At 59.9% G+C, this 18,041-nt stretch carries 20 protein-coding genes and 1 riboswitch; of the genes, 8 read left to right on the top strand and 12 right to left on the bottom strand.

Annotation, left to right across the window (positions count from 1 at the left end; translation table 11 throughout):
- Positions 1–58 precede the first annotated feature (58 nt).
- A riboswitch (M-box (ykoK) riboswitch) is annotated at positions 59–228 on the bottom strand.
- 158 nt (positions 229–386) lie between these two features.
- On the top strand, positions 387–890 hold the full coding sequence (locus MOQ06_RS20135; protein WP_242174571.1) for a VTT domain-containing protein: 504 nt from the start codon (positions 387–389) through the stop codon (positions 888–890).
- Position 891: 1 nt separating this feature from the next.
- On the opposite strand, the gene MOQ06_RS20130 is transcribed toward MOQ06_RS20135, so the two are convergent.
- Positions 892–1,641 (bottom strand): SDR family oxidoreductase, encoded by a 750-nt coding sequence (locus MOQ06_RS20130; RefSeq protein ID WP_242174570.1) that lies wholly within the window; start codon positions 1,639–1,641, stop codon positions 892–894.
- 100 nt (positions 1,642–1,741) lie between these two features.
- On the opposite strand from MOQ06_RS20130, the gene MOQ06_RS20125 reads away from it, so the two are divergent.
- Together MOQ06_RS20125 and agp are read left to right on the top strand one after the other, a co-directional pair.
- Positions 1,742–2,101 carry a helix-turn-helix domain-containing protein gene (locus MOQ06_RS20125; RefSeq protein WP_193356337.1) on the top strand — a complete coding sequence of 120 codons (360 nt, stop codon included), beginning with the start codon at positions 1,742–1,744 and terminating at the stop codon, positions 2,099–2,101.
- A gap of 86 nt (positions 2,102–2,187) precedes the next feature.
- Entirely contained in the window at positions 2,188–3,429 is a 1,242-nt protein-coding gene (gene agp, locus MOQ06_RS20120) for a bifunctional glucose-1-phosphatase/inositol phosphatase (protein ID WP_242174568.1), read from the top strand.
- Between the two features lie 32 nt (positions 3,430–3,461).
- On the opposite strand, the gene MOQ06_RS20115 is transcribed toward agp, so the two are convergent.
- Together MOQ06_RS20115 and wrbA are read right to left on the bottom strand one after the other, a co-directional pair.
- Positions 3,462–3,689, bottom strand: a complete 228-nt coding sequence (locus tag MOQ06_RS20115) for a YccJ family protein (RefSeq protein WP_148420895.1) — start codon at positions 3,687–3,689, stop codon at positions 3,462–3,464.
- 18 nt (positions 3,690–3,707) lie between these two features.
- Positions 3,708–4,304 (bottom strand): NAD(P)H:quinone oxidoreductase, encoded by a 597-nt coding sequence (wrbA, locus tag MOQ06_RS20110; protein ID WP_176610674.1) that lies wholly within the window; start codon positions 4,302–4,304, stop codon positions 3,708–3,710.
- 391 nt (positions 4,305–4,695) lie between these two features.
- Between wrbA and MOQ06_RS20105 the strand changes: the two genes are divergently transcribed.
- The 4 genes from MOQ06_RS20105 to MOQ06_RS20090 all read left to right on the top strand — a co-directional run bounded on the left by MOQ06_RS20105 (position 4,696) and on the right by MOQ06_RS20090 (position 6,762).
- Entirely contained in the window at positions 4,696–4,869 is a 174-nt protein-coding gene (locus MOQ06_RS20105; protein ID WP_032639520.1) for a general stress protein, read from the top strand.
- 116 nt (positions 4,870–4,985) lie between these two features.
- Positions 4,986–5,891, top strand: coding sequence for a DMT family transporter (locus MOQ06_RS20100; RefSeq protein ID WP_242174566.1), 906 nt, complete (start codon positions 4,986–4,988; stop codon positions 5,889–5,891).
- A 73-nt stretch (positions 5,892–5,964) separates the two neighbouring features.
- Positions 5,965–6,234: a DUF1778 domain-containing protein gene (locus tag MOQ06_RS20095; RefSeq protein WP_148421116.1), complete on the top strand. Its 270-nt coding sequence runs from the start codon at positions 5,965–5,967 to the stop codon at positions 6,232–6,234.
- A 3-nt stretch (positions 6,235–6,237) separates the two neighbouring features.
- Entirely contained in the window at positions 6,238–6,762 is a 525-nt protein-coding gene (locus tag MOQ06_RS20090) for a GNAT family N-acetyltransferase (RefSeq protein WP_176610672.1), read from the top strand.
- A 72-nt stretch (positions 6,763–6,834) separates the two neighbouring features.
- Here MOQ06_RS20090 and rutG read toward each other — a convergent pair whose 3' ends face one another.
- Genes rutG through rutA form a run of 7 tightly spaced genes read right to left on the bottom strand, consistent with a single transcriptional unit; the run spans position 6,835 to position 12,268 of the window.
- The gene (rutG, locus tag MOQ06_RS20085; protein WP_242174565.1) at positions 6,835–8,157 is read right to left on the bottom strand and encodes a pyrimidine utilization transport protein G; all 1,323 of its coding nucleotides are present in this window, start codon (positions 8,155–8,157) and stop codon (positions 6,835–6,837) included.
- Between the two features lie 21 nt (positions 8,158–8,178).
- A complete protein-coding gene (gene rutF, locus MOQ06_RS20080; protein WP_176610670.1) occupies positions 8,179–8,673 on the bottom strand; it encodes an NADH-dependent FMN reductase RutF in 495 nt (164 codons plus the stop codon).
- Between the two features lie 8 nt (positions 8,674–8,681).
- Positions 8,682–9,272 (bottom strand): malonic semialdehyde reductase, encoded by a 591-nt coding sequence (locus MOQ06_RS20075; RefSeq protein ID WP_242174564.1) that lies wholly within the window; start codon positions 9,270–9,272, stop codon positions 8,682–8,684.
- Between the two features lie 9 nt (positions 9,273–9,281).
- On the bottom strand, positions 9,282–10,082 hold the full coding sequence (rutD, locus tag MOQ06_RS20070) for a pyrimidine utilization protein D (protein ID WP_242174563.1): 801 nt from the start codon (positions 10,080–10,082) through the stop codon (positions 9,282–9,284).
- A gap of 7 nt (positions 10,083–10,089) precedes the next feature.
- Positions 10,090–10,476, bottom strand: a complete 387-nt coding sequence (gene rutC / locus MOQ06_RS20065; RefSeq protein ID WP_148420882.1) for a pyrimidine utilization protein C — start codon at positions 10,474–10,476, stop codon at positions 10,090–10,092.
- A gap of 11 nt (positions 10,477–10,487) precedes the next feature.
- Positions 10,488–11,177, bottom strand: coding sequence for a pyrimidine utilization protein B (gene rutB, locus MOQ06_RS20060; RefSeq protein WP_242174562.1), 690 nt, complete (start codon positions 11,175–11,177; stop codon positions 10,488–10,490).
- Positions 11,177–12,268, bottom strand: a complete 1,092-nt coding sequence (rutA, locus tag MOQ06_RS20055; protein ID WP_242174561.1) for a pyrimidine utilization protein A — start codon at positions 12,266–12,268, stop codon at positions 11,177–11,179. The genes rutB and rutA overlap by 1 nt, the downstream gene beginning before the upstream one ends.
- A 245-nt stretch (positions 12,269–12,513) precedes the next feature.
- Between rutA and rutR the strand changes: the two genes are divergently transcribed.
- Positions 12,514–13,152 carry an HTH-type transcriptional regulator RutR gene (gene rutR / locus MOQ06_RS20050; RefSeq protein WP_148420876.1) on the top strand — a complete coding sequence of 213 codons (639 nt, stop codon included), beginning with the start codon at positions 12,514–12,516 and terminating at the stop codon, positions 13,150–13,152.
- 62 nt (positions 13,153–13,214) lie between these two features.
- Here the strand turns inward: rutR and MOQ06_RS20045 are convergent, their stop codons facing one another.
- Positions 13,215–13,616: a lysozyme inhibitor LprI family protein gene (locus tag MOQ06_RS20045; RefSeq protein ID WP_242174560.1), complete on the bottom strand. Its 402-nt coding sequence runs from the start codon at positions 13,614–13,616 to the stop codon at positions 13,215–13,217.
- Between the two features lie 51 nt (positions 13,617–13,667).
- A complete protein-coding gene (putA, locus tag MOQ06_RS20040; protein WP_242174559.1) occupies positions 13,668–17,630 on the bottom strand; it encodes a trifunctional transcriptional regulator/proline dehydrogenase/L-glutamate gamma-semialdehyde dehydrogenase in 3,963 nt (1,320 codons plus the stop codon).
- Positions 17,631–18,041: the final 411 nt, after the last annotated feature.

Genomic DNA, 18,041 nt, shown 5'->3' with positions numbered 1-18,041 from the left:
TACATTCCCTTTGAATAATAACATCTCTCAGGGGCGAGCAAGACAGGGCATGTCGAAGAGGAGATCCCCACGTCCTGGGTTCAGCACTGTACACCGTATCCCGTAAGGGAAGTTATACTGACAAAGCCTTGATTCGACAGTGCCTGTTTTACCCTGTGCCGGTTCTCTCGAACCCACCAGAGCGATAACGTGTATTTGTACAGGAGCCTCGCCATAACGAGATCGTTGTAAAACGTGACGAATAATACGCATATTTAAAATGGCTGCCGAAGAATTTTAATAATGTTTAAGAATCGTTTAAATGAATAATATCCAGAAGACGTTGAGGCTTTATTTAACTTTTTTCATTTCTAATGGGGAATTAAATGGTTGACGAGGAGAGTAAAATGGCATGGCTGGACACACTGCTTATTCATTTTGCGCACTATCCGGCGCAGCTGTTTGCGCTGCTCGTCGTGATGGCGTTGAGTAAATCAACGGTGCTGATCTCCTCGGTGCTGCCGCCCGCGTCGGTGATGCTGCTGGCGGGGATAGCCGTTAGCCAGTCGAGCCTGCACCCCGGGCTGGCGTGGCTTGCCGTGGCGATGGGGGCCACCGTGGGATCGGTGCTGAATTACCATATTGGCCAGCTGATGGGGCATACGCCCTGGGTCGCGCGCTTTACCGCCAGGTATGCCGATAAATTTCTGCGCGTGCAGCACCGGTTACGGAAAAACGGCGTGCTGGTGCTCTTTACGTCGCGCTTTCTGGCGGTGCTGCGCTATATCGTCCCGCTGGCGGCGGGCATGCTGAGAATGAGCGCGGTGAAGGTTTACACCGTCAGCCTGCTTTCTGCCTGCCTGTGGGCGGCGCTGTATGTCGGCGTGGTGACCGGCATCAGCGCCTTTTGACCTACAGACTTCCCATTCCGCCGTCCACCAGCAGTTCGGTGCCTACGGTGTAGCTTGACTCATCGGACGCCAGATAGAGCGCCGCCTTCGCCAGCTCCGTGGTGGTACCCATTCTGCCCAGCGGAACCAGTTTAATGATTTCCCCGACCATTGCGGTGAGCGTTTCTTCACTTAAGCCCGTTTTTGTGAACGCCGGGGTTTCCACCGGGCCAGGGCTCAGGCCGTTCACGCGGATCCCGCGCGGCAGCAGTTCCGCCGAAAGCGTACGCGCCAGCGACAGCAGGGCGGCCTTGCTCGCGGCATAGACGCTGCTGGAAGGGAGGCCGATGCGCGCGCTTACGGAGCCGCACAAAATCACCGAAGACGGGTTACTGAGCAGCGGGAGCAGCGCCTGAATCAAAAAGAACGGTCCCTTCAGGTTGATGCCCATCAGCCGATCCCAGGCCTCCTCCTGCCAGGCTTCCAGCGGCGCGTGCGTCACGTCACCGGCGTTAATAAACACCGCATCCAGCCGCGGCCAGCGGGCGGCAATCGTCTCCGCCAGCGCTTTTTGCGCCGCAGCGTCACCCGCATCGGCCGGGATCACCCAGGCGTGATCGCCCAGGATGCGCTCTGCCTCGGCGAGGGTTTCCGGGTTGCGCCCGGTAACGGCAACCCGCGCCCCTTCGGCAATAAACGCCTGCGCGGTGGCGAGACCGATGCCGCTGGTCCCGCCGGTAATCAGCGTATATTTATCTGCTAAACGACCCATTTTCTTCTCCTGAAATGTCTCTGGAGAAAGCACTATAGAAACGTTAGTATCGAAAGGAAACCAGGTACCATTTGGATACTAAAGAGGCAAAAGGTGTGATATGGCTGAAATGCTGGATACGTGTTGTGAAAAAAAATCGGCGGTGCATGCCTGTCCGATGACGCAGTTTGTAAACCTGATTTCCGGTAAATGGGCAATCCCGATCCTCTACCGTCTGATTGTAATCAATTCCCCCGTACGTTTTGGCGATCTGCTGCGTGCGGCGGCCCCCATCACCCAAAAAGAGCTGACGAAACAGCTGCGCCTGTTTGAGCAGCGCGGGCTGGTAACGCGGACGGTCTACCCGGAAATCCCGCCGCGCGTGGAGTATCAAATCACCGGGCTGGGGCTAACCCTGCAAAATGCCCTCTCCCCGCTGGCCGACTGGGTGGAACAATACGGCGATCGTCTCGGCAGGTAATCATCAGTTTGAGAAATGCTTCCCGAAAAAACCGTCACGGATCTGTCACACTCCGCGTAACAATAAAAACGTGTGAGGAAATAGGGATGAGAAGAGCACTACTTGCTGTCGCCGTGGCGGGCACGCTTTCCGTAACGACGGGCGCACAGGCCCAGGAGACGCCTGAGGGATATCAGCTACAGCAGGTGCTGATAATGAGCCGTCACAACCTGCGCGCGCCGCTCGCCAACAACGGCAGCGTGCTGGAACAGTCCACGCCGAAGCAGTGGCCGGAGTGGGACGTCCCTGGCGGCCAGCTGACCACCAAGGGTGGCGTGCTGGAAGTGTATATGGGCCACTACATGCGCGAGTGGCTGGCAGAGCAGGGGATGGTGAAGACGGGAGAATGTCCGCCAGCGGACACCGTTTATGCCTACGCCAACAGCCTGCAGCGCACCGTGGCGACCGCGCAGTTCTTTATCGCCGGCGCGTTCCCGGGGTGCGATGTCCCCGTGCATCATCAGGAAAAGATGGGCACCATGGATCCTAACTTCAATCCGGTCATTACCGACGATTCCCCCGCGTTTCGCGAGAAGGCGCTGAAGGCGATGGAGACGGAGCGGCAGAAAATGCAGCTTGATGAAAGCTACAGGCTGCTGGAACAGCTGACGAACTACAGCGAATCGCCGTCCTGCAGGGAGAAAAAAGTCTGCTCCCTGACGGAGGCGAAAGATACCTTCAGCGCCGACTACCAGAAGGAGCCGGGCGTGTCCGGGCCGCTGAAGGTAGGTAACTCGCTGGTAGACGCCTTCACCCTGCAGTATTACGAAGGTTTCCCGGCAGATCGGGTGGCCTGGGGCGAGATCAAAACCGATCAGCAGTGGCGCGTGCTGTCGAAGCTGAAAAATGGCTATCAGGACTCGCTCTTTACCTCGACGGACGTCGCGCAAAACGTCGCTAAACCGCTGGTGAAGTACATCGATAATGCGCTGGTGACCGGACAGGCAAAAGCGCCAAAAATTACCCTGCTGGTGGGGCATGACTCCAATATCGCCTCGCTGCTGACGGCGCTGGACTTCAAGCCGTACCAGCTGCATGACCAGCAGGAGCGCACCCCGATCGGCGGCAAAATTGTCTTCCAGCGCTGGCATGATAAAAACAGCAGTCGGGAGCTCATGAAAATTGAGTATGTCTACCAGAGTTCAGCCCAGCTGCGAAACGCCAGCGTGCTGTCGCTGCAATCCCCCGCGCAGCGCGTAACGCTGGAGCTTAAGGGTTGCCCGGTGGATGCGAACGGCTTCTGCCCGATCGATAAATTCAATGCGGTAATGAACAGCGCGGCGAAATAGAAGAAAACCCCCCGCCGGGGCGGGGGGAACGTTCAGACGTTTTTACGTTCGATGGTTTGCTCACCCCAGAAGAGCGAGTCTTTGTCCGTTTTCTCGAAGGCGCGAACCAGCACTTCATCACTGCCTTCTTCCCAAATCTTCTCCGCCAGCTTTTCGTCATAGTTGGCGACTTCAAAGATAGCTTCGGCAATCTCCGGAGAGGTGTTGCGTAAACTTGCCCATTCACCCACGTGGTGAGCCTTGGATTCTTGCGTTGGCATACTTGTCCTCCTGTTGGGTTAGCCGTTCAGTTTTTTAGCGAGACCCGCGACGTATTCACCCTGATAGCGGGCGATCGTGAGTTCTTCATTGCTCGGCTGACGCGAACCGTCGCCGCCGGCAATCGTTGTGGCACCGTACGGCGTTCCGCCACGTACCTGTGAAATATCGAACAGTTCCTGCGCGCCGTAACCAATGGGCACAATCACCATCCCATGATGTGCAAGGGTAGTCCAGGTTGAGGTAATCGTCTGCTCCTGGCCGCCGCCGGTGCCGGTCGAGCTGAATACGCTGGCGAGCTTGCCGTATAGCGCGCCCGAGGCCCAGAGCCCGCCGGTTTGATCGAGGAAGGTGCGCATCTGGCCAGACATATTGCCGAAGCGGGTAGGGGTGCCAAAAATAATGGCATCGTATTCCGCCAGCTCCTGCGGGGTCGCCACCGGGGCGTTTTGCGTCTTCCCGCCGGCCTTGGCGAAGGCTTCCGCCTGCATCGTTTCCGGTACGCGTTTTACCACAACCTCAACGCCGTCTACTCTGTTTGCGCCTTCTGCTACCGCGTGAGCCATGGTTTCAATGTGTCCATACATGGAATAATAGAGCACCAGAACTTTTGCCATTTTGCATCACTCCTCGTTGGTTTTTCTTACAGCGAATCGCTGCGTTACTTTAAAGATATGACATCACGGCGAGACTGCAAAAATGAACGGCATTTATTTGATATATAACAATATCTTTTCCTGAGGCTGGCTGTAGCAAAATGAAACAACTTTGGCTGGGGAGATTTTTCAAAAGATAAGAAAGGCTTATGAATAAGCGGCGCGATATCTCATACGAAAGGCTGAGATCATGTTGCAGAATATTACCTCTCGCTTGCCGGATGGCCGCATTACACTAAGCTTAAATTCACGCGGCACAGATAAAGGCACTGTCCTTGAGCCGCGAGGTGAAAGAATCCTCTTTTACTGAATGCAATATGATGTCTAATGTTTCACACTCTGGAGGTTCGAGATGGCAAACCATCGTGGTGGTTCAGGTAATTTCGCTGAAGACCGTGAAAGAGCATCAGAAGCAGGTCGTAAAGGTGGCCAGTCCAGCGGGGGTAACTTTAAAAATGACCCTCAGCGCGCGTCAGAGGCTGGTAAAAAAGGGGGTAAAAATAGCCACGGCAGCAGCAACAAGTAGTACGCCGGGTTGACTCCCTGCCGCCGGGTTTCCCGGCGGTTTTTTTATGCCTGCTACATTGAACTGTCGTCTGATGCATCGCACACTACAGGTTTGATTCTTAGTGCCGGTGCCCCATGTCCGCTTCTCGTTTTACCTTCTCCATTAAGCCTCAGGAAGCCATTCTTATTCTGATCACCATGTTCTGGGGCGGAACGTTTCTCGCTGTTCAGTACGCGGTCACGATGAGCGATCCGTTTTTCTTTGTCGGGCTGCGCTTCGCAACGGCGGCGATTGCCGTGGCGCTTATATCCCTTAAAACCCTGCGCGGGCTGACCCTCCGTGAGCTTAAGGCGGGTGTCGCTATTGGCGTGGCAATCGCCATGGGTTACAGCCTGCAAACGTGGGGGCTCCAGTCTATCTCCAGCAGTAAATCGGCCTTCATCACCGCCATGTACGTGCCGCTGGTGCCGCTGCTGCAGTGGCTGTGCCTGGGCAGAATACCGGGCCTGATGTCGTGCATCGGCATCGTGCTGGCGTTTATCGGTCTGATCCTGTTAGCCGGGCCGGAAAATAACCTGCTGGCGCTGGGGCCGGGCGAGATCATCACCCTCGTGGGCGCCGTTGCCATTGCGGCGGAAATCATTCTGATTAGCGCCTGGGCGGGAAAGGTGGACGTCAAGCGCGTCACGGTCGTGCAGCTTGCCACCGCATCGCTGGTGGCGTTCGCGACGATGGTGCCGGCAGGGGAGTCCGTCCCGCCGATGTCCACCGGGCTTATCGTGGTGGCGCTGGGGCTGGGCATTTTCAGCGCCATCATTCAGGTCACCATGAACTGGGCGCAGCGCAGCGTATCTCCGACCCGCGCGACGGTCATTTATACCGGAGAGCCGGTATGGGCCGGGATTTTCGGGCGTCTCGCCGGCGAGCGTCTGCCGCTGCTGGCGCTGTTAGGCGGGGCGTTTATTATTGCCGGGGTGCTGGTCAGCGAGCTCAAACTCAAAAAGCGTAGGACTGAAGCCAGCGATTTGACCGTGGAGTAAGGTTTTGATTGAAAAAAAGCGCGGCTTTACCTACGATATGTACGGATGAATACCGTACACGATGAAAGACACCATGCCAGCACTTAAAAAACAGCGTATCGATCTTCGCTTAACGGACGAAGACAAAACTATGATTGAAGAAGCGGCGGCGATGACCAATCAAACGATCACCCAGTTTATGGTGAACAGCGCGTCGGAGCGCGCTGCAGAAGTCATCGAACAGCATCGGCGTCTCGTATTAAACGAAGCATCATGGAATGCGGTGATGGATGCCATCGACAATCCGCCAGAGCCAAATGAACGGCTGAAGCGAGCGGCAGAACGTCTTCGTAACATGGAGTGAAGCGTGGTGGTCAATCTCACGATCGAAATGCTGTCAGAGGGAACCGATTATAATTTCGAGGATTTCGATTGTGGTGAACCCTCGCTCAACACCTTTCTTAAAGAACATCTGGTGCGTCAGCATAACGGACGTATTTTACGAGGCTACCTGCTTAAAGAACGCCACCGTCCACACGTCCTGGGCTATTACACGTTATCCGGAAGCTGCTTTGAAAAAACGATGCTTCCGTCCAGCACTCAGCAGCGTCGCATCCCTTACAGCAACGTACCCAGCGTGACGCTGGGACGTCTCGCCATACATAAAGCACTCCAGGGAAACGAGTGGGGAACAACCCTTGTCGCACACGCTATGCGAGTGGTGTATCTGGCATCGCAGGCCGTGGGTGTACACGGAATATTTGTGGATGCCCTGAATGAACAGGCGCAAAGGTTTTATCTGAAGCAGGGTTTTATCCCGCTGAAGGGAGAAAACAGCAACGCTCTGTTCTTTCCCACAAAATCTATCGAACGATTATTTGAGCAAGAATGATCGCGTTACCTTCTGCTGAACTTACGTAACGGACTGGTCGGGTAAGGCATAGCCGTTACCCGACACAGAATGTCACGGCTCCTGACGCACAACCTTACCCTGCGGCACGGCCACGTCGCGTCGGCTAAGCAGGGCGTTAAGCAGGATCGCGCCGAAGGTCGCCGTGCCGATCCCGCCAACCGTAAATCCGCCCAGCGTCAGGGCGAAATCACCCGCCCCCAGCACCAGCGTCACCGCCACCATGATGAGGTTACCGTTCTGACTCAGATCGACGTGGTTCTGCACCCAGATGCGCGCCCCGGCGACGGCAATCAGGCCAAATACCACAATCGATGCGCCGCCAATCACCGGGGAGGGGATGGTATGGATAAGCGCGCCGAATTTTGGTGAAAAGCCGAGCAGCACCGCGATGGCTGCCGCCGCCACGAAGACCAGCGTGGAGTAGACTTTGGTCACCGCCATAACGCCGATATTTTCCGCGTAGGTGGTGACGCCGCTCCCGCCGACCGAGCCGGAAAGCATGGTCGCCAGCCCGTCACCGACGAACGCGCGCCCCATGTACGGATCCATATTGCGCCCGGTCATCCCCGCAACCGCCTTCAGGTGGCCCAGGTTCTCAGCGACCAGAATTACCGCCACGGGCGCGATCAGCATCATCGCCTGGGCGTTAAAGGTGGGGGACGTTATCTGCGGCAGGCCGAACCAGGCCGCCTGATGCAGCAGGGTAAAATCTACCGGTTTGCCCAGCCCCAGACCATTCGCCAGCAGAGCATAAGCCAGGCAGGCAACAATCAGCCCGACCAGGATCAGCAGCCGCTGGATCATCCCGCGGGTAAAGACCGCGACCACGCCGATGCACAGCACGGTAATGACCGCCATCCAGCTCTCAAACGGCGAGCCGGAAACGCTTTTCACCGCAATCGGCGCGAGGTTAAGACCAATCGCCATCACCACCGCGCCGGTCACGACGGGGGGCATCATCCGCTCTATCCAGCGCGTACCAACCTTCATCACCACCAGACCGATCAGGGTATAGACCAGCCCGCAGGCGATGATGCCGCCGAGGGCGACGCTCAGGTTGGGGTTGATCCCCTGGCCGTTAAACCCGGTGGTGGCGATCACCACGCCAACAAACGCCGCGCTGGATCCAAGGTAGCTGGGCACGCGCCCGCCGGTGACAAAAAAGAACAGCAGGGTACCGATACCCGACATCAAAATGGAGAGGTTAGGATCCAGCCCCATCAGCATGGGCATCAGCACCGTAGCGCCAAACATCGCAACCGCGTGCTGAACGCCCATCACCATCGTCTGCCCGAGCGGGAGCCTTTCATCCGGCGCGACCACGCCTGCTTCAGTGGAGGTCGATTTCAACTGCCAGTGGGGAAATCCGAACATGTTCTGCCTCCTTAAGGCGGGTTAACAGGCGGGGCGCATAAGGGCGTGGTAGCCGCGGTCAAACCACACCAGCCCCTGCGGGGCGGGGTGGCGAACGATTGATGCAATGTCGCAAAACAGAATGTCGTGGGTGCCCACGCTGACCACCTGGCTGATGCGGCAGTCAAACGAGGCGAGTGCATTCTCCAGACGCGGGCAGCCGGTATCTCCCGTCTGCCAGCGGGCGGCGGCAAACCGATCCTCCATCGGCGTTTTACCGCCAAACAGGTTGGAGAGCGGCTCCTGCCCTGCGCTCAGCGTGTTAACGCACAGGGTGCGGTTTTCGCTAAAGGTGGGCCAGACGGACGCGCCGCGGTTCAGGCACACCAGCAGGGTGGGCGGTGAATCGGTGACGCTGCACACCGCGCTGGCGGTAAAGCCCGCCCTGCCCGCCGGGCCGTCGGTGGTGATGATATTAACCGCGGCGCCCACGCAGGCCATCGCGTCGCGAAAGGTTTGCTTATCAGGTGTCATCATAGTTTTCCTTACGCCAGCCCGCAGGCGTCTTCGAAGGTCAGGCGCGGCAATCGTCCGTAAACGCTGCGCGAGTCGCCGTAGCCGATGTTGATCAGCAGGTTGCTTTTAAGCAGCGTGCCGGTAAAAAAGGCCTCGTCGACTTTCTGTCGGTCAAAGCCGGACATCGGTCCGGTGTCGAGCCCGAGCGCGCGGCAGGCAAAAATCAGGTAGGCGGCCTGCATCGAGCTGTTGCGAAAGGCCGTCTCTTCGGCGTGCGCCGGGCTGGTGGTAAACCAGCTTCTGGCATCACCGTGCGGGAACAGCTCGGGCAGGCGCTCATAAAATTCGCCGTCCCAGGCGACAATCGCCGTGACGGGGGCGGTAAGCGTTTTCGTCAGGTTGCCGCTGGAGAGCGCCGGGCGCAGCTTCTCTTTACCCTCCTGGCTGCGGACAAACACGATGCGCGCCGGCGAACAGTTGGCGGAGGTGGGCCCCCACTTCATCAGGTCGTAGATTTCGCGCAGCGTCTCGTCGCTGACCGGCATATCCAGCCAGCCGTTGTGGGTGCGGGCGCCGGTGAACAGCGTCTCCAGCGCGGTAGGGCTAATGGCTTCGCTCATCAAAGCTCCTTATAAAGCGGGTTCGGGGCTGTGCAGCAGGCTGGCAAGCCCGTTCAGCAGCAGGGTGTTAAAGGCGTCCGGCTCGGTGACGTTGCAGGCGTGCCCGCCCTGACGCATGGCCGTTTTGTGGGCATGCGGTAGGGCGGCGCGCAGTTCAGCTGAGCAGACGGACGGCACCAGCAGATCGTCGGTGGAGCAGATAATCTGCACCGGGCAGCGAACGCGTGCGGCGTGGCGGCTGAAGTCGGCCTGTTTCAGCGCGTTAAGCCTGCGCAACAGGTTGGCTTCGCCCTGAAAATGGGCCAGCGCCAGCGCCTCTTCGGCCTCCAGGCGCGGGGCGCGGGCGGCCATCCAGCCTGCGGGATAGAGAAACAGCGGCTGCGCCTCTACCCACGCCCGCGCGCCGCCCGCGTGCAGCAGACGTTCGCGAACGCTAAAGCAGCGGCGGGTATGGTCGTGGAGGGCGAGCCAGCCGTTGACGCAAACCAGCGCGATGAGCGCATCAGGCCTGTCGAGCGCCAGCTGCATGCCGACCAGCGCCCCCAGCGCGTGGCCGACCGCGCAGTAGCGGGTGATGCCGTCGGCGGCCAGCGCCTGCGCCAGCTCGTCAGCCATCTGCGCGAGGGTATACCCTTCCGGCAGGGTATCCGGGTTATTCCCCGTGCCCCGCTGGTCGTAGCACACCACCTGATACTCCTGCTCCAGCGCGGCGAGCTGGGGCAGCCAGTAGCTTCCGCAGCCGCCGAGCCCGGCAATCAGCACCACCACGGGCGCGCCCTCAAAGGGCGGCGGTGAAAGGGTAAGCTTCATGGCCGCCTCACTTCGCGATGTGCGCAACGGTGGCAATTTCAACCAGCGCCTCGGGCTTCACCAGCCCGCACTGGATGCAAAACCGCGCCGGCTTATCGCCCGGGAAAAACTCCGCGTAGACCTCGTTAATCGCGGCGTAGTTTTTCCAGTCGGTGATAAAGATGCTGTTGAAGGTCACGTCCTCCATGGTGCCACCCGCCGTTTCGATCACGGATTTGATGGTCTCCAGCACGTGGCGGGTTTGCGCCTTTGGGTCGTTGATGAACACCACGCTGTTGTCTTTATCGAACGGCAGCGTGCCGGAAACGTACACCACGCCGTCGGCGAGCGTGCCGGGGACAAACGGGGCAATCGGGGTACCGGTGCCCGGCGGAATAATCACGGATTTCGGCATAGCGGTTCTCCTCAGGCGATACGGGCCAGCGGCGGATCCAGCGCGTCGCAGAAGTCGGCGACGTTACTCACCCAGCCAAAAAAGGTTTCGATATTGAACAGGGCGGCTTTCTGCGCGAAATCCGGCCCGGCCTGATGGGTGGCGTCTTCCAGCACCACGCCGAAATACTCGAGGAAAAAGCCGTCGCGCAGGGTCGACTCCACGCAGACGTTGGTGGCAATGCCCGTGAAGACCAGGTGACGAATGCCCCGGCTGCGCAGCAGGCTGTCGAGCGGCGTGTTGAAAAAGCCGCTGTAGCGCGGTTTCGGCAGCACGATATCCCCCGCCTGGGGAACCAGCTCATCCACCAGCTGATAATCCCAGCCGCCTTTCGCCAGCAGCTTGCCCTGGAGTTCTGGCCGTTTGCGCATGGTTATCAGGGCGTTCGACTTGTGGAAGTTGGGCGAGCCGGGGCCGCCGGCCTCCACGTACTGGTCGTCCCAGCCGTTCTGAAACCAGATAATCAGCATGCCTGCCGCGCGGGCAGCCGCGACGGCGGTTTTGATGTTCTCAATCACCGGCCGGGTGGAAGAAACGTCGAACCCCGCCAGATCCAGATAACCGCCCCGGCTGGCGTAGGCGTTTTGCATATCCACCACGATCAGCGCGCTCTGCGCTGGCGCAAAGGTGATGGCTTCCGGGCGAGCGTTAAGGGTCGTCATTACGCCACCTCCTTCGTCACGGCGGGAATGTGGGCGCGGCACTGCATCAGCGGCTGAATGCGCTCGCCGAAGGTTTCCACCCCGGTGAGAAAATCATCGAAGGTCAGCAGCACGCCTTCCGCACCGGGTACGGCGGCCACCTCGTCGAGCATTCTGGCGACGCTGGCATACGAGCCCACCAGGGTTCCCATGTTGATGTTGACGGCTGACGTCGGGTCGGCCATCTGGCGAACGTTGGTGTCCGAACCGGAGCGGGTATCCTTCTGGCTCTGCTCGGTAAGCCAGCTCAGCGCCTCCTCGTCCGCGCCGTCCTTATAGCGCTCCCATTTGGCGCGGGCGGCGTCGTCGGTTTCGTCGGCAATGACCATAAACAGCACGTAAGAGCCCACGTCGCGCCCGGTTTTGTCGGCGGCCTCTTTCATCCGCGCGGCGGTCGGGGCGAAGGCGGCAGGCGTATTCACGCCTTTACCGAAGCAGAAGTTGAAGTCGGCGTATTTTGCGGAGAACTCCATCCCCGCGTCGCTCTGACCGGCGCAGATGACCTTCATTGGCACCGACGGCTTCGGGCTAACGCGGCAGTCGTTCATGGTGAAGAAGTCACCCTTGAAGTCGCTTTTGCCGGTGCCCCACAGGTCGCGCAGCACCTGCACGTATTCGGTCAGGTAGTCGTAGCGACGCGAGAAATACTCGTCACCCGGCCAGATGCCCATCTGCTCGTACTCCGGCTTTTGCCAGCCGGTGACCAGGTTGACGCCAAAGCGTCCGCCGGAGATGGAGTCGATGGTGGAGGCCATGCGCGCCACGATCGCCGGGGGCAGGGTGAGCGTGGCGGCGGTGGCGTAGATCTGGATGCGGGAGGTCACCGCGGCCAGCCCGGCCATCAGGGTGAAGGACTCCAGGTTGTGGTCCCAGAATTCGGTTTTGCCGCCGAAGCCGCGCAGCTTGATCATCGAGAGCGCAAAGTCGAAATGGTAGTGCTCCGCCTTCTGCACGATGGCTTTGTTCAGCTCAAAGCTCGGCATGTACTGCGGGGCAGTGGTCGAGATAAGCCAGCCGTTGTTGCCGATCGGTACAAATACGCCAATTTTCATCACGAACCTCTCTTCATTACGTCGCAGGTGTAGAGTGGGTTTTGCAAAGGGAGTGCCAGTTTTGAAAATGGCTATGTTATTAATGTGTTAATCACGGGTTGATGGTTTGATACGGTTAAATGTGGACTGAATGGTCAAAAACATTGCACACAAAACAGGCACTCATGCGCGATGGGGGTGCACAGGGTCGTGGCGAGACGGGGCTTTTGCTATGCTGAGCGCAGAAAAGAAAATGGAGAGCGGAAATGACGCAAGGCGCAGTGAAAACACCCGGTAAACGTTCGCAGGCGGTGAGCGCCAAGAAGCAGGCGATCCTCAGCGCCGCGCTGGAGACGTTTTCGCAGTTTGGCATTCACGGCACGCGCCTTGAACAGGTGGCGGAGCAGGCCGGGGTGTCCAAAACCAATCTGCTCTACTACTACCCGTCGAAAGAGGCGCTGTACGTGGCCGTGATGCAGCAGATCCTGGATATCTGGCTTGCGCCGCTTAAGGCGTTTCGCGAAGAGCTGGCTCCGCTGGTGGCAATCGGGGAATACATTCGCCTGAAGCTGGAGGTATCGCGCGATTATCCGCAGGCCTCGCGGCTGTTCTGTCTGGAGATGCTGCAGGGCGCGCCGCTGCTGCAGGCCGAGCTGACGGGAGATTTAAAGCAGCTGGTGGACGATAAATCGGCGATTATTGCCGGTTGGGTCGCCAGCGGCAAGCTGGCCCCCGTCGATCCGCAGCACCTGATCTTTATGATTTGGGCCTCAACCCAGCACTACGCTGACTTCGCGGCCCAGGTTGAGGCGGTAACCGGAAAAACGCTCCAGGACGAGGCGTTTTTCCAGAGCACCCTCGAAAACGTGCAGCGGATGATTATCGAAGGGATCCGCGTGCGCTAGTTTCCCTCACCCTCTCCCAAGGGGAGAGGGGACTGTTCTGTGCTGTCTTTTCTCCCTCGCCCCTATGGGGAGAGGGCCGGGGTGAGGGGACAGCTTAAGTCGCCCTCTTCACACTGGATCAGCGAGGCGAGGAACGCTTCGCGCTCTACGGTTTTCTCAGCCAGACACTGGCTCACGATCATTGGCTGAACGCTTCCGCCTTCCGTACCCGAGCCGATAAACGCGCAGTCCGCGTCGCGCAGGGTAATCCACGCCTGCTGCGCCTTTTTAAGCAGGTCGCGCTGGGGCGCTGCCGCGCGCTTGATGGCGGCCTGATACGTCTCGTTAAGCTTTTTATCCGCGGCCTGGTACTGCTGCGCGCTACAGGCGTTTAGTTCAGCCTGGGTGGTCGCGTTGCCGCACTCGTCGGCCAGCGCGCTGGCGCTCAGCAGCAGGGCTGCCCCTGCGATAAGAAATCGTTTCATACTCTCCCCAATAAAATAAGGCTCCGTCTCCGGAGCCTTATTAGCACAGCGTTAGCCGATTGTCATCAGGCTGGCGTTACCGCCTGCCGCCGCGGTATTGACGCTGAGCGAACGTTCCACATACAGGCGCTCCAGCAGCAGGTTGGTTTCCCCGCGCGCAAAGCCCTGCACCGAAACAATCGCCCCGCTGCGGGCCGCGACCTGCTCGCACAGTTCGCGCAGCTGGTCGGAGTCGCCGTGGTAGATCACCGCGTCAAACGGCTGGGCCAGCAGCGCGTCGGCCTTGGCAAAGCGAATGCGGGCCGAGACCGCTTTCGGCAGCTGCTTAGCGAGATCGCGATGCAGGGCATCTTCCGGCCACAGCACCTCACAGCCGGTAGCCGTCGCGGCAGCCAGCTGCACCAGGGCGTCCTGCTCGTTATCCGCCACGCACAGCACGCGCTCGCGCGGCATCAGCGTCCAGGTGTTGCGCTCGCCGGTTGGACCCGGCAGCAGACGCTGGGTACCGGCCTGCGCCAGCTCGCCGTACTGCTGAGCAACGGCACGCAGTTCAGGGCGATTTTCTGCCCACTTAACGAGCGCCTCCAGCGGCTGGGTCAGCACGGCTTTCACCTGCGCATCCACCGGATAGTCAGCGTCCTGGCGCGCCAGCGTCACGCCCAGCGCGTTTTCCGGGCGGTTCGCCAGCAGGCGATACAGGTAGAGCGGGCCGCCTGCCTTCGGACCGGTGCCGGAGAGGCCTTCACCGCCGAACGGCTGCACGCCCACGACCGCGCCGACCATGTTGCGGTTGACGTACAGGTTGCCGACTTTGGCGTTGCCGGTAACCTGCGCGATGGTTTCGTCGATACGCGTATGCACGCCGAGCGTCAGGCCGTAGCCGGAGGCGTTGATCTGGTCGATCAGCTCGTTGAGGCTGTTGCGGCTGTAGCGCACCACGTGCAGCACCGGACCAAAGACCTCTTTTTTCAGCTCGTCGAAGCTCGCCAGCTCAATCAGCGTAGGCGGCACGAAGGTGCCGGTCTGCCATTCGCGGGCATCTTCGCTGTTCTCGCGCACCGCCTGGAACACCGGACGGCCCTTGGCGCGCATGGTCTGAATATGGTTTTCGATATTGGCTTTGGCTTCCGCGTCGATCACCGGCCCGATGTCGGTGGTGAGACGGCCCGGGTTGCCCATGCGGCATTCGGCCATTGCGCCGCGCAGCATCTTCAGCGTGTGGTCCGCCACGTCGTCCTGCAGGCACAGCACGCGCAGGGCGGAGCAGCGCTGACCGGCGCTGTCGAACGCGGAGGCCAGCACGTCAACCACCACCTGCTCGGTGAGGGCAGAGGAGTCAACGATCATGGCGTTCATGCCGCCGGTTTCGGCGATGAGCGGCGTTGGACGGCCCTGCGCATCCAGACGGGTAGCAATGTTGCGCTGCAGCAGGGAGGCCACCTCGGTGGAGCCGGTAAACATCACGCCGCGCACCCGGTTATCGGACGTCAGCCTGGCGCCGACGGTTTCACCGCGGCCCGGCAGCAGCTGGACCACGCCCGCCGGCACGCCCGCTTCCAGCAGGATATTGATGCCCTGCGCGGCAATCAGCGGCGTTTGCTCCGCCGGTTTTGCCAGCACGCTGTTGCCTGCGGCAAGCGCGGCGGCAATCTGGCCGGTGAAGATCGCCAGCGGGAAGTTCCACGGGCTGATACAGACCACCGGGCCGAGCGGGCGGTGCGTTTCGTTGTCGAAATCATCGCGCACCTGACCGGCGTAGTAGTGGAGGAAGTCGACCGCTTCGCGCACTTCGGCGATGGCGTTGCTGAAGGTTTTACCCGCCTCGCGCACCAGAATGCCGATGAGCGACTGCATCTGATCTTCCATCAGCACCGCGGCACGCTCCAGAATCGCGGCGCGCTCCTGCGGCGGGGTGGCAAACCAGATTGGCGCGTTGTTTACCGCGCTCTCCAGCGCCTGGTCCACTTCCGCTTCGGTCGCTTCACGCGCGTAGCCGACGATATCCTTCGGCTCGGCCGGGTTGATCACCGGCTGCATGTCGCCGTCCTCAACGGAGTGCTCAAGGATCGGTTTGGCCTGCCATTTCTGCAGCGCGCTGTTGAGCAGGGCAGAGGAGAGCGACGCCAGACGGTGTTCGTTCGCCAGATCCAGGCCCGCCGAGTTGACGCGGCCTGCGCCATACAGCTCGCGCGGCAGGGCAATCTTCGGATGCGGCAGGCCAATCTGGCCTTCCTGCGCCGCCATTTTTTCAACCGCCTGCACCGGATCGGCCACCAGCTCGTCCAGCGGCAGGGTGGTGTCGGCGATGCGGTTAACGAAGGAGGTGTTCGCGCCGTTTTCCAGCAGGCGACGCACCAGGTACGCGAGCAGGGTTTCGTGAGTGCCTACCGGAGCATAGATACGGCACGGGCGGTTCAGCTTGCCGTCGGCCACTTTACCGGTCACCTGCTCGTACAGCGGTTCACCCATGCCGTGCAGGCACTGGAACTCGTACTGTCCCGGATAGTAGTTCTGTCCCGCCAGGCTGTAGATCGCCGCCAGGGTGTGGGCGTTGTGGGTGGCGAACTGCGGATAAATCAGGTTCGGCACGCCGAGCAGCTTTTTCGCACAGGCGAGATAGGAGACGTCGGTGTAGACCTTGCGGGTGTAAACCGGATAGCCTTCCAGGCCCTCCATCTGGGCGCGCTTGATTTCGCTGTCCCAGTACGCGCCTTTCACCAGACGGATCATCAGGCGGCGACGGCTGCGGCTGGCCAGGTCAATCAGGTAATCAATGACGAACGGGCAGCGCTTCTGGTAGGCCTGGATAACGAAGCCAATGCCGTTCCAGCCGGCCAGCTCCGGCTCGAAGCAGAGTTTTTCCAGCAGATCGAGGGAGATCTCCAGGCGGTCGGCCTCTTCGGCGTCGATGTTAATGCCAATGTCGTACTGGCGGGCCAGCAGGGTCAGGGACTTCAGGCGCGGGTACAGCTCTTCCATCACCCGGTCGTACTGCGCGCGGCTGTAGCGCGGGTGCAGGGCGGAAAGCTTAATGGAAATACCGGGGCCTTCATAAATACCGCGACCGTTGGACGCTTTGCCGATGGCGTGGATTGCCTGCTGATAGGAGACCATATAGGCCTGCGCGTCGGCGGCGGTCAGCGCTGCTTCGCCCAGCATGTCGTAGGAGTAGCGGAAGCCTTTGTCTTCCAGCCTGCGTGCGTTAGCCAGCGCTTCGGCGATGGTTTCTCCGGTAACGAACTGCTCGCCCATCAGGCGCATCGCCATGTCCACGCCCTTGCGGATCAGCGGCTCGCCGCTCTTGCCGATGATGCGGTTCAGGGAGCGTGACAGGTTGGCTTCGTTATGGGTGGAGACCAGCTTGCCGGTAAACAGCAGGCCCCAGGTGGCGGCGTTGACGAACAGCGACGGGCTGCGGCCAATGTGGGAGTGCCAGTTGCCGTTGCTGATTTTGTCGCGGATCAGCGCATCGCGGGTAGCCTTATCGGGGATACGCAGCAGCGCCTCGGCCAGGCACATCAGCGCCACGCCTTCCTGTGAGGAGAGGGAGAACTCCTGCAGCAGGCCCTGCACCATCCCGGCGCGGCCGCTTGCGGTTTTCTGGTTACGCAGCTTGTCGGCCAGCTGGTACGCCAGGCTGTGCGCCCGGGCGGCAATGGCTTCCGGCAGGCGGGCCTGCTCCAGCAGCATCGGCACGGCATCGGTTTCGGCTCGACGGTAGGCTCCGGTAATGGCAGCGCGGCTGACGGACTGGGGCAGGATCTGCTCGGCAAATTCGAGGAACGGCTGATGGTTCTCTTCAACAGCCGTCGCGGCGTCTTCGCTTTCGTTCGCTGCGCCCGCCAGCAGGGCAGGCAGCTCCGGCAGACCGTCTTCGCTCTCCAGCCTTTCCAGATAGTTAAAAATCGCCTGCTTGATTAACCAGTGCGGCGTGCGGTCAATGCGGGTCGCCGCGTTTTTAATCCGTTCGCGGGTCGCGTCATCAAGCTTAACCCCCATGGTGGTCATCCCCATGCCAAAACTCCTGTTGTTCTGTAATAGCGTTCTGTAGATAGCGTGAAATATCCACTATGTTGCAACTTTGTGCAACCGTGTTAAATGTGACCTGGTCTGCAAGCTGGAAAATGAATGGATTGTTAACGATTAGTTAGCTGAGAAAACGCACCGGTCGATGTTGTCGGGCCCAGTTTTTATGCGGTGCTTAACACTTTTTAAAGGTGCAACCCGTAAAAGCGTGAGCGAGTGCAACCTATAGGAAAGACGTATAAAACCAGGGATGAAATTCATGTAAATGCAGTGTTAAATCGTTTGTCAGTGGGAGGCGTATACGGCAGGATAGCGCGCCCAACGGAAACACATACACACATCACTACGTTCCGGTGATGACATAACAAGGCAGCCCGGACGGCTGTCGCTCGACATTTT

Origin of the sequence: Enterobacter sp. I4, assembly GCF_022669095.1 — a bacterium.
GTDB lineage: Bacteria > Pseudomonadota > Gammaproteobacteria > Enterobacterales > Enterobacteriaceae > Enterobacter > Enterobacter pasteurii.
The sequence above is the reverse complement of the archived record's forward strand: the minus strand, read 5'-3'. Positions and strand labels throughout refer to the sequence as shown.

What these genes read in the sequence shown, in the direction of transcription:
- MOQ06_RS20135 (WP_242174571.1), top strand. Translation starts at nt 387, where the DNA reads ATGGCATGGCTGGACACACTGCTTATTCATTTTGCGCACTATCCGGCG.
- MOQ06_RS20130 (WP_242174570.1), bottom strand. Translation starts at nt 1,641, where the DNA reads ATGGGTCGTTTAGCAGATAAATATACGCTGATTACCGGCGGGACCAGC.
- MOQ06_RS20125 (WP_193356337.1), top strand. Translation starts at nt 1,742, where the DNA reads ATGGCTGAAATGCTGGATACGTGTTGTGAAAAAAAATCGGCGGTGCAT.
- agp (WP_242174568.1), top strand. Translation starts at nt 2,188, where the DNA reads ATGAGAAGAGCACTACTTGCTGTCGCCGTGGCGGGCACGCTTTCCGTA.
- MOQ06_RS20115 (WP_148420895.1), bottom strand. Translation starts at nt 3,689, where the DNA reads ATGCCAACGCAAGAATCCAAGGCTCACCACGTGGGTGAATGGGCAAGT.
- wrbA (WP_176610674.1), bottom strand. Translation starts at nt 4,304, where the DNA reads ATGGCAAAAGTTCTGGTGCTCTATTATTCCATGTATGGACACATTGAA.
- MOQ06_RS20105 (WP_032639520.1), top strand. Translation starts at nt 4,696, where the DNA reads ATGGCAAACCATCGTGGTGGTTCAGGTAATTTCGCTGAAGACCGTGAA.
- MOQ06_RS20100 (WP_242174566.1), top strand. Translation starts at nt 4,986, where the DNA reads ATGTCCGCTTCTCGTTTTACCTTCTCCATTAAGCCTCAGGAAGCCATT.
- MOQ06_RS20095 (WP_148421116.1), top strand. Translation starts at nt 5,965, where the DNA reads ATGCCAGCACTTAAAAAACAGCGTATCGATCTTCGCTTAACGGACGAA.
- rutG (WP_242174565.1), bottom strand. Translation starts at nt 8,157, where the DNA reads ATGTTCGGATTTCCCCACTGGCAGTTGAAATCGACCTCCACTGAAGCA.
- rutF (WP_176610670.1), bottom strand. Translation starts at nt 8,673, where the DNA reads ATGATGACACCTGATAAGCAAACCTTTCGCGACGCGATGGCCTGCGTG.
- MOQ06_RS20075 (WP_242174564.1), bottom strand. Translation starts at nt 9,272, where the DNA reads ATGAGCGAAGCCATTAGCCCTACCGCGCTGGAGACGCTGTTCACCGGC.
- rutD (WP_242174563.1), bottom strand. Translation starts at nt 10,082, where the DNA reads ATGAAGCTTACCCTTTCACCGCCGCCCTTTGAGGGCGCGCCCGTGGTG.
- rutC (WP_148420882.1), bottom strand. Translation starts at nt 10,476, where the DNA reads ATGCCGAAATCCGTGATTATTCCGCCGGGCACCGGTACCCCGATTGCC.
- rutB (WP_242174562.1), bottom strand. Translation starts at nt 11,177, where the DNA reads ATGACGACCCTTAACGCTCGCCCGGAAGCCATCACCTTTGCGCCAGCG.
- rutA (WP_242174561.1), bottom strand. Translation starts at nt 12,268, where the DNA reads ATGAAAATTGGCGTATTTGTACCGATCGGCAACAACGGCTGGCTTATC.
- rutR (WP_148420876.1), top strand. Translation starts at nt 12,514, where the DNA reads ATGACGCAAGGCGCAGTGAAAACACCCGGTAAACGTTCGCAGGCGGTG.
- MOQ06_RS20045 (WP_242174560.1), bottom strand. Translation starts at nt 13,616, where the DNA reads ATGAAACGATTTCTTATCGCAGGGGCAGCCCTGCTGCTGAGCGCCAGC.
- putA (WP_242174559.1), bottom strand. Translation starts at nt 17,630, where the DNA reads ATGGGGATGACCACCATGGGGGTTAAGCTTGATGACGCGACCCGCGAA.